Here is a 15936-nt window from a genome sequence, read left to right as displayed (position 1 = left end):
GATGGCAAAATTCATATTCAACCTGCCCGATATTGGCGAAGGCATTGCCGAGGCGGAGATTGTCGCTTGGCATGTCAAAATAGGCGACCGGATCGAAGAAGATCAGGCCATTGCCGATATGATGACCGACAAAGCGACGGTGGAAATGGAAAGCCCGGTGTCGGGCGTCGTGAAAGCTGTTGCAGGGGACGAAGGCGATATTATCCCGATCGGATCGATGCTAGTCGAAATAGAGACAGATGGAGAAGGAGATGCGGAAGAGCCGGTGTCGGCGGATGCTGTGGACGAGGAGGTACCAGCTGACGCGCCAAAAGCTGCTGCCCCAGAAACTGACGTCATAGCGTCAGAAAAATCGGCAGAACGCAAAAGTGACGTCATGGTATCACCTGCCGAAAAGCCAGTGCCAGAGCCAGTCTTAACGGGTGAGGCGGAGTTGGGCCTTGGTGCGCACCAAGCGCCCGCCAAAGTCACCGCATCGCCGGCGGTCCGGGCGCGAGCGAAAGATTTGGGGGTCGATTTGACAGCTGTGAAAGCACTGGGCAATCATGTGCGCCACGCCGATCTGGACGCTTATTTGACCTATGGCGCGGGGCAGGGGTACCGGCCTGCGGGGGCGACAGCGAAGCGTCCAGATGAAACGATAAAAGTCATCGGAATGCGCCGCCGGATTGCCGAAAATATGGCCGCTTCGAAACGCCATATCCCTCATTTCACCTATGTCGAAGAGATGGATGTTACCGCATTGGAAGCGATGAGAGCGGATTTGAACGCCAATAGGGGCGAGCGGCCCAAGCTGACGATGCTGCCGTTGCTGATAGTGGCAATCTGTAAAGTCATTCCTGATTTTCCGATGATCAACGCGCTATATGATGACGAAGCGGGCGTCGTGACGCGTCATGGCGCAGTGCATCTGGGTATCGCGGCGCAGACGGATGCGGGGTTAATGGTGCCGGTTATACGCGACGCGCAGGACAAGAATATATGGCAACTGGCCGATGAAATCGCGCGGCTGGCAGAGGCTGCTCGCAATGGCAGCGCGACGAAGGATGAGCTGTCCGGTTCTACCCTTACTGTGACGTCTTTGGGGCCATTGGGGGGGATTGCCACCACGCCTGTCATAAACCGTCCAGAAGTGGCGATAATCGGCCCTAACAAGATCGTGGAACGCCCGATGTTTGTCGGTGATGTGATAGAGGCGCGGAAATTGATGAATCTGTCCATCAGTTGCGATCACCGCGTCGTTGATGGCTACGACGCGGCGAGCTTTGTCCAAGCGCTCAAAAAGCTGATAGAGACGCCGGTGCTGCTTTTCGCAGATTGAGCCAGCAGAAAAAACGCCCAAGCCGTGATGGCAAAGGACGCGACAATATATCCGTTCAGCATCCGCCAAATGCGAACACCGATTTCTGCTCCGTCAGCGAAACGGCGCATCATATGGGACCGGCGGCATCAGCGAAATGCCATTGTCCCTGCTCACGAACCTATGTCAGCGAAACATCGGTCCTGCATATGGCAACCGGCTCAACCCGGCTGCTTCCTTGCGCCCGCCGCACAGCGATGCGGCGGGCGAGGCGAGTCCATTAAAACTGTAGTCCAGCTAGGCTTTCCTGGTCGAATTTCAGTTTCAGGGTCACAAACGGGCCGCTTCTGGTGTAGCGGCTTTCTTCAAAATCGCGGTCAGCGAAACCGACGATATTATAGCCGAGCGAGATATTGGCATTTTCAAACGGTGCCACGGTGATTGCAGGGCCGCCCGAATAGGCGATGTTGCTGCCGTTGCTGCCGATCCGGACGGTCGCTTGTCCGCCAATATCGGCCACTTTGCTTAGGTCGAAACGGAAATCAGCGCCAATGACATTGCTCCATCCTTCGACATCGTCTGCGCCGATCTTTTCGGAAGCATAGCGCGTGCCCCAGAAAAGCGAATATTCGCCGCGTTCGAAATAATTGCCATCTTCGCTGCCCAAAATATCGTCGTCGCGCCCCTTGGGCGTATAGTTCACCGACAGGCTGTTGATAATCCGGCGTGAGGTCGCATCACCGTCGATCGTCAAGCCAACGCCGCCAATTGGACCAGGCAAGCCGGAAATGGCTCCGCGAACCGCGTCATGGCGCAATTCCAATTTGTTCAAAAACGCCCAGTCGCTGCTCGACGGGCGGTGTGCCCAGCTTATTTCCGCAGCGGCGCTTTCGGTTGACGCGCCAACAGATTGTTCTGCCTTTAACCAGCTAAACGCACCTGCAACCGCCTGACCTTCGCCAATGCGGCGCAATATGGCCGAGGTGAAGCCGTAACGGTTGACGGTCTCCCCGTCGCGATATTCGGCCCGGCCGGTCCAGCTCCATTTTTCGTCCCGGTAGGTTGCCCCAGCAGTCAGCGCAGTGAAATCTTCGGTTAAGCTGCTATCGGATCCCAAAAATCCGCCCGATGCAACAGGCTGCAATGGGTTCAGCACATCGCCGCGGTCAATTCCGCTTAAGGTTTTATTGCCGTCTACCGATAGGTCGACCGACCATTTGTCGTTAATCTTAAAAGATTGTGCCAAGCCATAGGCGGCAAAGGTGCGGGGACCATATTCGCCAATATCCTGTTGGTTGGCGCTCGCCAATATACGGCCGCCAGCCCACGGCGCGAGATCAAAGCCGAGCCGTGCGGTACGCGCATCGATATTTTCGCCCTTCGCAATTTCATAGCTGCCGATCAGCTGTATGTCCCGCGCAACGGAATACCGTGCGCTCAATGTGTGACGGGCAGGGAAGTCGATGCTTTCATCCTGTCCGCCCAAGGCAAATTCGGTTTGCGCACCCAGTTCCAATTTATTGTCGAACAATTTTTGCGATGCCGCCAGTTTGGCGATTGTCGACTTATTCACCGAACCATCATCGAGCCGGTCATTCGCATGGGTCAACCCGGCGCGCAGGGTGGTATCGTCCTTGCGATATTCCAACTCGCTACCCGCGGCGCGGCGGCGGGCATCGGTGTCGAGATATTCTTCTTGATAAGCCAGTGCAGCGATGCTGAGATTGTCGTTCAGGCGCAAACGGGCATCGACGCCATATTTGCGGGTACCAATTTCGCTGCGATTTTGTTGACCAACGCCAAAGCGCGCTTCTTGTTCGCGCACATAAGCAAGTATGTCGACCGTGCCGGTGTGATGTTCGGCCTCCACCAACCATGCATTCGCCCGGCCGGCATCGCCATTGGCGCTGCCACTATTAGCTTTGCCATCGGAGCCGGCAAATTCAGCACGGATTTCGGTCGAAGTGGTAGGTGCATAGCGCACGTCGATACCAGCCAGATTGGTCTTATCGCTGTCGGTTTCATCGTGGATCGCGGTTGCACCAATATGCAGTTTTTCGTCTTTGCTGTTCCAACGCACGCGTCCGCCTGCGTTGTTGACGCGTTGGCCGATACCGTCAACTTCATATTCGGCGATAATGAATTGCGGATTGAGGCCGCTGTCACGTGACAGGATGGGGGAGCGGAAAATCAATGTTCCGGCCAGATAATCGATATCATAATCAATATGGCGCACCAGCGTTGTTTCATCGACAATCCGGTCGGACCGCAGACGGTCGCGGGTTTGCAGGGTGATACGTTCACTATTCGCCAATATGTCGCGGCTGGACAGTGCATAGGGACCGGTCAGGCCATTGCCCTGAATTTCTTCGCGGCGATAGCGATAAGGCGTATCGGCACCAAAAATCTGAGCGGATAACTGATCGCTGCGATATTCGGCTTTGATACCGTTATAACTGCGTTGATACCGGGCGAGTTCGGGTTCATCGATACCCGTCGCATAATCACCAAACAGCGCATAAAATTGTGGCCGTTCCAGCTTCAGATACAAACGGCGGGTCGATGCCGCGTCATAGCGCTGTTCAGCGCGGTCGGCATAGATGGTGTAATAGCGGCGCGGATCGATGACACCGGCAAAGCGGGTCTCATCTTCTTTCTTGTCACTATCATAGGCGAGGGTGAGCAGCCATTTGCCGGACACGCGGCCTTTTGCATATAGCGCGATGCGGCCATCGACATTGATTTCGTCTTCATGCTGATCGGCCAAATCTTCCAAGCCGTCATTCAGTTTGTTGAAACCGATCGTGCCAGCGGCAAAACCAACCACGGTCCAAGGACGGTTGCCCGGATCGAGCCAGGTTTCGATGCGTTGCTGACGCTTGACCTTGCCATCGACGAAGTTGAAACCAATGCTGACCGTGCCCGACGCGGTTGTCGACTCCAGCTCGATATAGGCAATGCCGTCATCTCCGTTGACGCGCCATACCGGCGCGGCACGTTCCAACCCGGACAGTTGAGCCGCTTGCTGCGCATCGGCCTCTACCGCTGCGCGATAGGGATCGGTGACGCTGAAATCGCCAACTGAATCATGCTGGATCGGTTTGCCATTGCGGTCGGTCAATCGCACCGCGATGCGCGGACGCGTTACGCCATCGGCGCGCAAGACCGATAATTCTTTGATAAACTGAGCTTGGATGGGCGCGCCTGCATAATACACATTTTGGGTGAGCGTTTCGAGCAGCTTCTTATCGCTGTTCACAATGCGCGCGGTCAGCACATTGTTGCCCTCTTCAATATTGACGCCGCGCCAGATGCTGGCCCTTATACTGCCATCGGAATTTTTCTTTTGCCCGTCATAATTGAGTGGATCGACCGCTTTACCGTTGACCAGCAGCTCCACGCGCTCGCCTTCGGCATGTTTTACAACGATGCGGATGGCGCGGACACGCGGGTTATGGTCGGTTCCCGGGAATAGGAACGCACGGCCCGGCCCTTGATCTTTCAACCAGTCGGTGTTGGAACCGGCGGCATCCTGATCCGACATGGCCGTAGGAATCGGTTTCACATCTGCTGCAATTTGCGCACGGGCTTCTGTCTTGCGGCTGCGGAAATCGGCGCGTTTCAGGCTGCCGCCGCGGCCTTCAACAAAGCGCGAAATGGCGCTGCCTGCGCTGCGGGTATTCTGCGTGCAATTCACTGGCTCCTGATCCAGCGGGAAGCTGCCAGGATCGACTTGAACCACATGGATGCCGGGAATGATGCCTTCAAAATGGTACCGGCCATCGGCGTCGGTAACGGTATATGTTCCGTCCTCCAACATGACGCGCACGCCGGGGATACCGGGGGCGTTATTGGGATCAAGATTGCATCCGCCTTCGGTCACTCGGCCAATGATCGTCATCCGTTCACTAATCCCGTCGCGAACAATGCGGATGGGTGCGTCAACCGTGTCACTGACCGCACCGCGAGCGTCGCGTGCAGACGCCAGGTTGATGGCATTGCCCGGGCGCGCATCCTGACGCACTTCGGCAAGATAGGATATGATACCCGATTGACCGCCGCCCAAAGAGGGCAGGGTCACGGAGAAATTGGAGCCGTCGGCGGCAACGATAGGTATAATGCTTGCGCCCTGATAACGAACGCTATTCTGGCGTAGGCGCAGCTCGCGCGGCAATTGATCGGTCACAGTGATTGCGGCGCTGGCGCGGGCGGGATCAGGGTTGCTGACCTGTATCCGATATTGCACGACATCGCCGGGCATCGCATTTTGTGTTGAGGTCGATTTGCTGATCGTCAACGCGCCGCCGGGCCGGTCCAACGGCACGTCAATGCGCACGGGGGCAGGATCATCCAAGGTGATGACACCGCCATAGGATCCATCGACAATGGCAAATGCGCCTCCATCTGGACGCGTTAAAGCCGCCAATTCGGCGGGCGTTGCAACCGATGGATGCGTATATGGCGCAGGCGGAACTATCACCAGCCGGTAATCGCCGCGCCTTAAGAAGGGGAAGCGATAAAATCCGGTCGGGAAATTATACACGTTGCCGCCGCTGTCGGTTACAGTGCTTCCCACGATCACCGAATTGGGGAAATCGGACACACCATCATCGCCAAAAACCTGCGCCGGAACGCCGGTATTTGCATCGACAATGGTGACCCTTGTTCCTTCCACCGGAACGCCATTGGCACTATCGAAGGTCAAGCCGAAGGGATCGACCAAAATGTCGACTTCGCCGGTTCCTATGTCAGTGCCAGTGCTGTTATCGTCCAATTCGACGCGCAATTCGTCGCCGGGACGCACGGAAAGAGTGCAATCGCCCTGAACCGGCGTGGCTGGAACCGCCGCCGTGTTAATGATTCCCCGAAAACGACCGCTATTCGCTTCGGATTCAATCAGGGTTATGCGCTCTCTGTCACCATTGGCTGTCGTAATGGTGACCTCAAACTGCTCAATCGCGCCAGGATCGGCGTTATGAACAGCATCATCGACCTGAATCACCAGAGGTTCGCCTGCTCTTATCGCTGTAGCAGGGACCAAGGAGGCCGGACTGGTCGAAGTTCCGGCAAAAGCGCCTCCCAATGTTACTGGGGTCGCTCCGTTATTTCCAATGCACTGGTTCGCGCCGAGATTCGCTGTCGTCGCGCCGGGGGCATTGGAAAAATGAAAAAGGCTAAGCGTGGCAGGTGGTCTGACCACTGGCTGCACCGAGATGTTCACGGTGTTCGATGGGCGGGACAGGGTATTTGGTCCAACGTCCCATTCGGCTAATGCCGTGTTGCTGATGATTTTTGGCGCGGACGCATTGGTTTGCGCCTGCGCAGCATTGTTGGCCGCAGGAAGCATAGTTCCTGCAGCCAACAATGCTGCGTATTGCATAAAAGATTTGGTTAATGCCTTCATGGCTGAAAAAGGCGGCTTTCGGCGGGAGCGGCGATTGGCCGATCCCCCGAAATGCCGCCTGTTCCTTATTAGTTGATCGTTACGCTGAACAAGAGAGCGCGTGACGCTCCGCCGGCGATATTGGCCAATGTTCCCGAAACAGTGTTCGAACCGAATTGCCCGCCATCTGCGTCGGCGCTAGAGTCGGTCGCGTTAGTTCCACCGGAGCAGGTTTGCGCCGCTCCTGGACTTGTCACGGTGCCATTGATCCTGATTGAGCCTGGAACATATGTCGTGTTGGCAGGAATAGCATCCGAGATGTTGATATTGCTTGCGGTTGCAGCGCCTGAGGCGTTGGCGACCGAGATGCAATATTCAACAGTTGCGCCCGGGATAGCTTTGAAATTCGAAGCACTGACCCCATCAGCGGTAACGCGGCTCGATTTGAACACGCTGAGCGCTGCGGCGGCAACGGTATAATCGTCGCTTGCAGCTTCAGAGTTATCGCGGCCTGGATCGGCAAAGATGGTTTCAACAACGGTCGGATCGTTAACCGTTGCATCGGTTGCGGCGGTGATGGTCGAACCATTGCTATTCCGCGCGCTGGCAGTTGCAGTCACACCTGCAATTTGACCATTGGTCGCCGAAGCAGGAATGTCACCGATAATCAAAACGGTAGTCGTGCCGGTATCTTGTGCCAAATTGTCGACGGTCAGCGTTGCGGTCGCAGGCGAGTCGCAAGCATTATCGTTATTCGCATCAAGGCAGATCAACAGATTGTTCAGGTTGAACGCATCGGTGCCGCGCGGTGTTGCGCCGCCGGTTACAATCTGACTTGGCGTTACGACAAAGTCGAGCACATCGTTCGAAGTGTTGGTCAATGTGAATGCCGTTATAGCGCCGGTTTGGTTGGCAGACACGTTTGTGGTGCCAACAGGGGTTTTTTCGGTAATCGTAAATAGGATTTTACGGTCAACCTTAAATGTGTTGGTCGCATTTGGCGGAGGCGTTTGTGTTACGCCGCCAACCTGAAACGTCACGCTAACGGTGTTGTTTACATCGGTACCGGCTGTTGTAGTAGCCATCGCAGGAGCCGAAGCCGCCGCAATTGCTGCAATTGCAACCGAAGTGCCGAGGAGTTTAAGCATACTGGTCATAGCTTTTTTCCTTCTTACTTACTGTGGATTGCCAGAAAAACCGCGGCAATCCGGGCGGTTTTGCGGTTATCTTACGATTCCACGAAAAATCAGCTTGCCGCCTGATCCGGCGGGTAAGGGCTGATTTAAATTCCAACGAATATGAGTGACGTCTGCCATCAATGCCGGACGAGATTTGCCTTCGGCATCCTCCACCCGAAGATTTGACAAAAAGCCCCAGCTTTTGCCGCCATCGATCGATACGGTTTCCAATCCGTCTGCTGTGCCGTTAAAGGCCACAGCCTTTGGCAATGGATTGGTGACGACAAATTTTTCCGCCGGTTTCACTCCGGCATTTTTGAACTTTACAACGAAAACGAGATTATCGCCTGGAGTGACCAATTTCGGTTCCTCCAATATGGTGGTAACTGTGCCGTCGGGTTTTTGCTTTGTCCGTTCAACAAACACGTCGCTCGACAGCTGTACCTGGCTCGCTGCATGAGCGGCTGACACCGGCAATATCGCGATAAATGGCGCGAAAATTGAGATAATTAGCTTCTTCATTGGATTACTACCCTGAATGTGACGGTCCTTGTTTCGCCTGCGGCGATATTTCTAACAGCTGCTCTTACCTGCGAACCGTTAAAATTCCCTTGATCGGTGTCGGCTGCATCGGTCAGAGTCGCTGCGTCCAAAGTGATGCTTCCGGGGACATATTGTGTGTCTGCGGGAATGGGGTCGGAAATGACGACATTGGTCAGGCTGCCCGAGCCGGTTATAGTCGCCACCAATGTGTAAGTGATGGTCGAACCCGGAACCGCCCGCGATCCCCCGAAAGGATCCGCGACTACCGCCGATTTCACTAAACTCAAAATTGCTGCTTGAACCGCTAAGAAACCGTTATCGTCCGCATCTGCGCCAGTCGTTCCGACAACTGCGTCACCGCCGCCGTTACCTGCACCGGTGAAGGTTGTGCCCGGAGCGCCGGTTCCGGTCGTCGCCGCGACAGAAAGCGAAACCTCTGCGCGGTTGCCGTCATTTACGGTGGCGGGCGTGCTGCTGATTACAAAAACGGTAATGCTCTGATCCGGTTGCAGCACAGGATCATTGGTTCCCGCGGTATAGACCGTATCGACACCTGGATCATAAACGCCATTGCCGTTGCTATCGAGCACGACATTTTGCAAGGCAGGATCAAAATCATCTCCAGCCACAGCCAAATTTGGGGTCAGCCGGAAAGCTTCTTCGCCATTGCCGGTGTTAGTTACAAGGAACCGTTGCACATTGGCGGTGGCGCCGGGGGAGCTTGGAATATCACCGGGGTCACTATTGGTGACTGTAACATCCAGCAATTCGTCGACCTTAATTACGACGAGGTTCGAATCAATCTGAATTGTGCCGCCCGGTGTCTCATAACTTGCCGTCGCCATATTCTCGATATCCGTACCCGCAAGGGTTCCCGCCGCAAAAGCAGGAGAAGCAAGGCACAGCCCGCCCATGATGGTTGCAGCCAACAAGCCCGCTTTGGCGGGACGTCCTGCTTTGTATCCGGGTGATATATGACCATTTATTTTCCACATAACGGAGCTTATGCCGGAATAAGGTCAATAAACCGTTAAATAGCTGTTCTTTGCTTTAACCAGCTAAGCCTATGAACATGCGTTATATTATCCAGATAAATGATGTAAATAGTCGTAACAACCTTGCCATCTGCGTGGCTTTGCCAAAACCACTGGCGGTTGTTGGTGATTTTTTGGTCTGATAAAATCAACGCGATTGCATTCTGTGTGTTGACAGAATCCCCCGCCGCTTCTAGTGCGCCCCCACCGCATGTTAGCGGGTGTAGCTCAGTTGGTTAGAGCGCCGGCCTGTCACGCCGGAGGTCGCGGGTTCGAGCCCCGTCACTCGCGCCATTGCCTTTTCGGTGATTGGCTTGCTTTATGTTGTTCTATTCAGACATCGGCGCTTTGAACTTTCCGGTTTCGATCCAAATGAGGAGCGGCTTCAGCGGTAACAGCCATATGATACCCGCAATCAGGTAAATGACCGATTGTACCAATATCGGTAATTTGCCAATCAATTCCCATTGGCTGACGACGATAACCGCCCATATGGTGATATAGGCCATGATGAGCAGGACCCCCGCTGGCTTTCGCCAACTGGGCTTATAAGTTTCGGGTTCATTCATCGGGTTATCCATTCTTTTTCGGTTAATATCGCGTCCAAGGGCATGTCCCATGGATCAGCGGGCAGAAAATCGTGTTCTTGCACCGACCATGCAAGGCCGATTGCGGTGCTATCACTCAATAAACTAAGCGCTCGGTCATAATGGCCAGCGCCTTGCCCCAAACGGTTGAGACTGCGGTCAAAGGCGACGAGCGGGACGATGACAATGTCGGGATGAATGATGGCTGCTTCGCTGTCCGGCTGTTGCAGGTTAAATGGCCCATCATAGAGCGGATCCCCCGGCCGCCATGCCAAAAACTGCATGGGTGCGGCCTTGCCCGTGACATACGGAAGCGCGGTGCGGCAGCCGATGTCTGCGGCATAGGTCAGCAGCCGAGCCGGGTCCGCTTCGGATGGTAGAGGGATGAAAGCCGCAACCGATTTATCAGGCTGAAACAGGTTTTTGATGGGGCTGGGCACGGCGGAAAATGCCAACTCTTTATCCTGCGGCGACAGGCGAACGACATATTCTTCTCTTTTTTGGCGATATTGGCGGCGTAACGCATCTTTATCTGCCAATATATCCATAACGCCTCTTTTTGGTAAAATCGGTCAGATTAAAGTGGCGGAACCGCCATGGTCGTTTCCCGGAATATCCTCTGACGCCAAAAACGCCAGGTGGGGGCCATATGCACCGGTCCCCAATGCGAAAGAGTGGACCGGACAGGGACAGCTCCCTTAGATAGTGAATCGCCTCAGGGATGTTCTCATCAGTTCGTGCCGGGTAGCCCCGCCAATAACTATGTAAGCCTTGGCAGGTTAATTCTCAAGCCTGTTTGCGATAGTTTCCAACCGCTCGGCCATTTTCTCGATCGTCATAGCGGCTTGTTCCACCGCAAGATCATTGTGAACGGGAGCAGAAGTCGGGGGCGCAGCAGCCGACTGTGCCTGCGCTAGACTATCCTGTAATTTGTCAGCTAGCAGTAAGGATGCAAATAAAAGCTGACGGCTCTCATTCAACCCGCCTGCGGACCCAACCGCTTCGCGGGCCATTTCATCAACCAGCATTCCCAGCGATTTCAAACGCTCTTCTTCACCATCTTGGCATGTGACGATATATTCCCGGCTCGCAATATTCAAGCGGACGTCGGCCATTATGCTGCCTCGCTTTGCGCGATCAAATGATCGAGGTCGGCCAGAACCGCCCGCGTTTCGGCTTTCAACTTGTCATATTTGGCCGATAATTCGTCATTAGGCGGGGTCACGCCGCGTGGCTGCACCGACGCCTGCTCCAGCTTTGACAAAGCCCGTTCCATGCGGCCTATCGCCAGAATAAGTCTTTCGTTAGACATAAGATAAACCTTTCAACTGTCGGTATTTAGCAGAATTGCGCCTGCAAGCAAATGACGTTTTGACGCCGTGACGTCACTTTTCGGTTTTCGGTTGGAAAATGGGGAAAAAGCTTGCTTCGTCACTTGACGCTGGCCGCGATGACTAGCAAAGCAATCCCGAAAATGGCGACTCGAAAATGCGGGCCGCCGCCCATCCATGCCAGTAATTTCTTTTCTGGCTAATTTGAAGTAGCAGGGGATACTATATGACTGTCAGTGAACGGCAGATGGCCAATGCAATCAGGGCGCTGGCTATGGACGCCGTGCAAGCCGCGAATAGCGGTCATCCGGGCATGCCGATGGGAATGGCCGATGTGGCGACGGTGTTGTATAAAGATTATCTGAAATTCGACCCCGCTGCGCCCAAATGGGCCGATCGTGACCGTTTCGTGTTGTCGGCGGGCCATGGTTCGATGCTGGCATATGCTACGCTGCATTTGGCGGGATATGCTGCGCCGACTATCGATGATATCCGAAACTTCCGCCAATTGCATAGCCCATGCGCTGGCCATCCCGAAAATTTCGAGCTGGATGGCGTTGAGGCCACGACCGGCCCGCTGGGGCAGGGGCTTGCCATGGCGGTTGGCATGGCGATTGCAGAGCGGCATTTGAACGCCGTTTTCGGCGACCAGTTGGTCGATCACCGGACTTGGGTGATTGCCGGTGACGGCTGCTTGATGGAAGGCATCAACCACGAAGCCATCGGGTTGGCCGGAAATCTGAATCTGGGCAAACTAATCGTGCTCTGGGATGACAATAATATCACCATCGACGGCGCGGTTGACCTGTCGTCTTGTGAAGATATTGCCGCGCGCTATGCGGCTACCGGCTGGCATGTTGAAAGCTGTGACGGGCATGATTTTGCGGATATTCGCCGCGCCATTGATGCGGCCATTGCTGATAACCGGCCATCACTCATTGCTTGCAAGACAATCATCGGCAAAGGTGCTCCTAACAAGCAAGGCACCTCAGCGACCCATGGTGCAGCTTTGGGCGCGGATGAGGTTGCCGCTGCCCGTGTAGAAATAGAATGGCCGCATGCACCATTTGAGATACCAGCCGATATCGCCGCTGCATGGAAAGCGGCTGGAGAGCGTAGCAAAGTGGTGCATCAGGAGTGGAAAAATCGTTTAGAATCAGCGTCCAATAAGGATGACTTCACGCGGCGTATGAATGGTATATTGCCCGGTGATCTGGAGATACAGGCTTATTTGGATCAGCTGCTCACCGACGCACCGAAAGTGGCAACGCGCAAAGCAAGCGAGATGGCGCTGAATATCCTAACGGCATCGCTGCCTGACATGGTGGGCGGATCGGCGGATTTGACAGGTTCAAACAATACCAAAACTCCTTCGACTAAAACACTGGATAAAAACGATTATGCTGGGCGATATGTCAATTATGGCATCCGCGAATTCGGTATGGCAGCGGCGATGAATGGGATGGCGCTGCATGGCGGCATTATCCCTTATGGCGGCACATTCTTGGTCTTTGCTGACTATGCGCGCGCAGCTATCCGATTGTCGGCCGTTCAACGTATTCGCGCGATTTATGTGATGACGCATGACAGCATCGGCCTTGGCGAAGATGGCCCGACCCATCAACCCGTCGAACATTTGCAAAGCCTGCGCGCTATGCCAAATCTGTTGGTTTTTCGTCCCGCTGATGTGGTTGAGACGGCGGAATGCTGGATGTTGGCGGTGTCGCATAGCACCGGGCCATCGTTATTGGCGCTCAGCCGGCAAAATCTGCCGATGGTGCGCAGCGATGTGAGCGAAAATCTGTGCGCTAACGGCGCATATCGTTTGAAATCAGCTGTTGCCCGCCGCAAAGCTGTTTTGCTGGCTACGGGATCAGAAGTGGAAATCGCGTTGGCAGTCGCGCAGCAGCTTGAAACCAGCGGGATTGGGACCGACGTCGTGTCGATGCCTTGCACGCAATTATTCGATGCGCAGGATTCGGCCTATCAATCCGATATCCTTGCCTCAGACGCGCTGATTGTCTCAATAGAGGCGGGAACGACATTTGGATGGGAACGCTATACTGGCCGAGACGGATTGCGGTTTGGCGTCGACAGTTTTGGTGCTTCTGCCCCAATTGATAGTCTTTACGATCATTTCGGCCTGACCGCCGATAAGATTGCACCGCAAATCATCAGCAGATTAAATCAATAATATAATTCCGGATCATCCCCTTAGGAGAAGCAAATGTCTGTAAAAGTTGCAATTAACGGTTTTGGCCGGATAGGCCGTCTTGTCGCTCGTGCGATTTTGGAACGCGATGATGACAATTTTGAACTGGTTGCGATCAATGATCTGGCCGATACAGAGGCCAATGCGTTGCTGTTCAAATATGATAGCACCCATGGCCGCTTCCCAGGCGAAGTGACGACTAACGGCAATAAAATCGTCGTGAATGGCAAAGAAATCGCGGTGACGCAGGAGCGCAATCCCGCCGATTTGCCGCATGGCGAAATGGGCATAGACATTGTCTTGGAATGCACTGGCTTCTTCCAATCACTCGAAGCCTCGCAGCCGCATATCGATGCAGGCGCCAAACGCGTCCTTATCTCTGCACCTGCAAAAGGGGATTTGAAAACAGTTGTTTATGGCGTGAATCATGACGTTTTGACGTCAGATGACATTATCGTTTCGAATGCCAGCTGCACGACCAACTGCCTCGCGCCTGTGGCAAAGGTCCTGAATGATCTGGTTGGCATCGAACGCGGCTTCATGACCACCGTTCACAGCTACACCAATGACCAGCGGATGCTGGATCAGATGCACAGCGATATGCGCCGTGCACGGGCAGGGGCGCTGAATATGATTCCCACCACGACCGGCGCGGCGCGGGCGGTTGGACTTGTATTGCCGGAATTGAACGGGAAATTGGACGGCAGCTCGGTGCGGGTTCCCACGCCCAATGTCAGCTTGGTTGACCTAGTATTCACGCCGGGCCGCGAAACGAGCAAGGACGAAATTAACGCCGCGCTGAAAGCTGCGGCCGAAGGCCCGATGAAGGGTGTGCTCGCCTTTGAAACGCTGCCTTTGGTTTCCTCCGATTTCAATCATCAACCGGCAAGCTCAACCGTTGACAGCCTGGAAACCGCCGTCATGGACGGCAAATTGGTGCGGGTGGTTAGCTGGTATGACAATGAATGGGGCTTTTCCAACCGCATGATTGATACTGCCAAGGTTATGGCAAGCTTTCTTTAAGGAACCGGCTTATGGCCTTCAAAACTCTCGATGATCTGGGCGATGTTGCCGGTAAACGGGCCTTGGTCCGGGTCGATTTGAACGTACCTTATGCCGATGGGCGAGTGACCGATGATATGCGGCTGCGGGCGATCATACCGACCGTCGCTGAATTGGCAGATAAAGGCGCGAAAATATTGCTTCTGGCGCATTTTGGCCGCCCGAAAGGTGCGAAGCATAGCGAAATGTCGCTGTCGATGATCGTTGAGACCTTGCAGGCTGTTTTGGGCCGTGAAGTGATGTTCGTGCCGGAAATAGCGGGGCCTGTGGTTGAACAGTCGGTGGGCATATTGGGCAATGGCGATGTGGCCGTGCTCGAAAATACTCGCTTTTACCCCGGCGAAGAGGCGAATGATGCGGACTTAGCTAAGGCGGTTGCGGCCAATGGCGATTTTTACGTCAATGACGCATTTTCGGCGGCGCACCGGGCTCATATGTCAACCGACGGGCTGGCACGCATCCTGCCGGCCTATGCTGGGCGATCAATGGAAGCGGAACTGAAGGCGCTCGAAGCGGCGCTCGGCAACCCCGAACATCCCGTGGCCGCAGTCGTTGGCGGAGCTAAGGTTTCAACTAAGCTGGACGTTCTCCACAATCTGGTGACAAAGGTCGATCACCTGATCATCGGCGGCGGGATGGCCAACACATTTCTGGCGGCGCGCGGTGTCGATGTGGGTAAATCGCTATGCGAGCATGACCTGACCGAAACGGCCTCGGCTATATTGGATGCGGCGGACGGCGCCAATTGCACGGTGCATTTGCCTTATGACGTCGTGACGTCACCCGAATTTCGCGCAAATCCGCCTGTAAAAACAGTGAATGTGCATGAAATTGGGGCGGATGATATGGTGCTTGATATCGGCCCTGCGGCCGTCGAAGCGCTTGCCGATGTGCTCAAAACCTGCCGCACTTTGGTCTGGAACGGTCCGCTGGGGGCATTTGAAATGGAACCGTTTGATGTGGCTACCGTGTCGCTCGCCCGAACGGCGGCGGCGCTGACCAAGGAAGGCTCGCTTATTTCTGTTGCGGGCGGCGGTGATACGGTTGCCGCGCTCGCCCATGCAGGGGTGCAGGATGATTTCACCTTTGTATCTACCGCAGGCGGAGCGTTTCTGGAATGGATGGAAGGTAAGCCCCTGCCGGGCGTCGAAGCATTGTCGAAGTAGGTGAGTTTAATCGTTGCCGATTGGTCTGTGCCGGATCGGGAAATGACAACGAAAGACACAGAAAATCCCTGATTTCTGCGGGTTTGGCGGTTGATTTGCTGCATGATGCTGGTTAAGGCCTGCCGCAAATCAACGCGGCC

12 protein-coding genes, 1 tRNA gene and 1 other RNA gene are annotated in these 15936 nt (G+C 54.9%); 5 read left to right on the top strand and 9 right to left on the bottom strand.

The window, feature by feature from the left end; all coding sequences use genetic code 11:
- Position 1 precedes the first annotated feature (1 nt).
- Positions 2 to 1321: a dihydrolipoamide acetyltransferase family protein gene (locus ACFOWX_RS07350; RefSeq protein ID WP_381422743.1), complete on the top strand. Its 1320-nt coding sequence runs from the start codon at positions 2 to 4 to the stop codon at positions 1319 to 1321.
- Positions 1322 to 1580: 259 nt separating this feature from the next.
- Here ACFOWX_RS07350 and ACFOWX_RS07345 read toward each other — a convergent pair whose 3' ends face one another.
- The 4 genes from ACFOWX_RS07345 to ACFOWX_RS07330 all read right to left on the bottom strand — a co-directional run bounded on the left by ACFOWX_RS07345 (position 1581) and on the right by ACFOWX_RS07330 (position 9333).
- Positions 1581 to 6662 carry a hypothetical protein gene (locus tag ACFOWX_RS07345; protein WP_381422742.1) on the bottom strand — a complete coding sequence of 1694 codons (5082 nt, stop codon included), beginning with the start codon at positions 6660 to 6662 and terminating at the stop codon, positions 1581 to 1583.
- A 110-nt stretch (positions 6663 to 6772) separates the two neighbouring features.
- Positions 6773 to 7840, bottom strand: coding sequence for a hypothetical protein (locus tag ACFOWX_RS07340; protein ID WP_381422740.1), 1068 nt, complete (start codon positions 7838 to 7840; stop codon positions 6773 to 6775).
- A 66-nt stretch (positions 7841 to 7906) separates the two neighbouring features.
- Positions 7907 to 8383: a hypothetical protein gene (locus ACFOWX_RS07335; protein ID WP_381422738.1), complete on the bottom strand. Its 477-nt coding sequence runs from the start codon at positions 8381 to 8383 to the stop codon at positions 7907 to 7909.
- On the bottom strand, positions 8380 to 9333 hold the full coding sequence (locus ACFOWX_RS07330) for a hypothetical protein (protein ID WP_381422737.1): 954 nt from the start codon (positions 9331 to 9333) through the stop codon (positions 8380 to 8382). The genes ACFOWX_RS07335 and ACFOWX_RS07330 overlap by 4 nt, the downstream gene beginning before the upstream one ends.
- 322 nt (positions 9334 to 9655) lie before the next feature.
- Between ACFOWX_RS07330 and ACFOWX_RS07325 the strand changes: the two genes are divergently transcribed.
- Positions 9656 to 9732: transfer RNA gene (locus tag ACFOWX_RS07325), tRNA-Asp, on the top strand.
- Positions 9733 to 9767: 35 nt separating this feature from the next.
- Here ACFOWX_RS07325 and ACFOWX_RS07320 read toward each other — a convergent pair.
- The 5 genes from ACFOWX_RS07320 to ACFOWX_RS07305 form a co-directional block, all read right to left on the bottom strand.
- A complete protein-coding gene (locus ACFOWX_RS07320) occupies positions 9768 to 10007 on the bottom strand; it encodes a DUF2842 domain-containing protein (protein ID WP_381422735.1) in 240 nt (79 codons plus the stop codon).
- On the bottom strand, positions 10004 to 10573 hold the full coding sequence (locus ACFOWX_RS07315; protein WP_381422734.1) for a 5-formyltetrahydrofolate cyclo-ligase: 570 nt from the start codon (positions 10571 to 10573) through the stop codon (positions 10004 to 10006). The genes ACFOWX_RS07320 and ACFOWX_RS07315 overlap by 4 nt, the downstream gene beginning before the upstream one ends.
- A 36-nt stretch (positions 10574 to 10609) precedes the next feature.
- Positions 10610 to 10779, bottom strand: a non-coding RNA gene (ssrS, locus tag ACFOWX_RS13515) — 6S RNA.
- Positions 10780 to 10804: 25 nt separating this feature from the next.
- Positions 10805 to 11140, bottom strand: a complete 336-nt coding sequence (locus ACFOWX_RS07310) for a cell division protein ZapA (RefSeq protein ID WP_381422732.1) — start codon at positions 11138 to 11140, stop codon at positions 10805 to 10807.
- A complete protein-coding gene (locus tag ACFOWX_RS07305; protein ID WP_381422730.1) occupies positions 11140 to 11337 on the bottom strand; it encodes a hypothetical protein in 198 nt (65 codons plus the stop codon). Before ACFOWX_RS07305 ends, ACFOWX_RS07310 begins: the two co-directional genes overlap by 1 nt.
- A 245-nt stretch (positions 11338 to 11582) precedes the next feature.
- Here ACFOWX_RS07305 and tkt point away from each other — a divergent pair, with 245 nt between their 5' ends.
- Genes tkt through ACFOWX_RS07290 form a run of 3 tightly spaced genes read left to right on the top strand, consistent with a single transcriptional unit; the run spans position 11583 to position 15796 of the window.
- On the top strand, positions 11583 to 13550 hold the full coding sequence (tkt, locus tag ACFOWX_RS07300; RefSeq protein ID WP_381422728.1) for a transketolase: 1968 nt from the start codon (positions 11583 to 11585) through the stop codon (positions 13548 to 13550).
- A gap of 33 nt (positions 13551 to 13583) precedes the next feature.
- A complete protein-coding gene (gene gap, locus ACFOWX_RS07295; protein ID WP_381422726.1) occupies positions 13584 to 14591 on the top strand; it encodes a type I glyceraldehyde-3-phosphate dehydrogenase in 1008 nt (335 codons plus the stop codon).
- A gap of 11 nt (positions 14592 to 14602) precedes the next feature.
- A complete protein-coding gene (locus ACFOWX_RS07290) occupies positions 14603 to 15796 on the top strand; it encodes a phosphoglycerate kinase (protein ID WP_381422724.1) in 1194 nt (397 codons plus the stop codon).
- The last annotated feature ends 140 nt before the right edge of the window (positions 15797 to 15936 follow it).

Source organism: Sphingorhabdus arenilitoris, from assembly GCF_042651485.1.
Classification (GTDB): Bacteria; Pseudomonadota; Alphaproteobacteria; order Sphingomonadales; family Sphingomonadaceae; genus Sphingorhabdus_B; species Sphingorhabdus_B arenilitoris.
The sequence above is the reverse complement of the archived record's forward strand: the minus strand, read 5'-3'. Positions and strand labels throughout refer to the sequence as shown.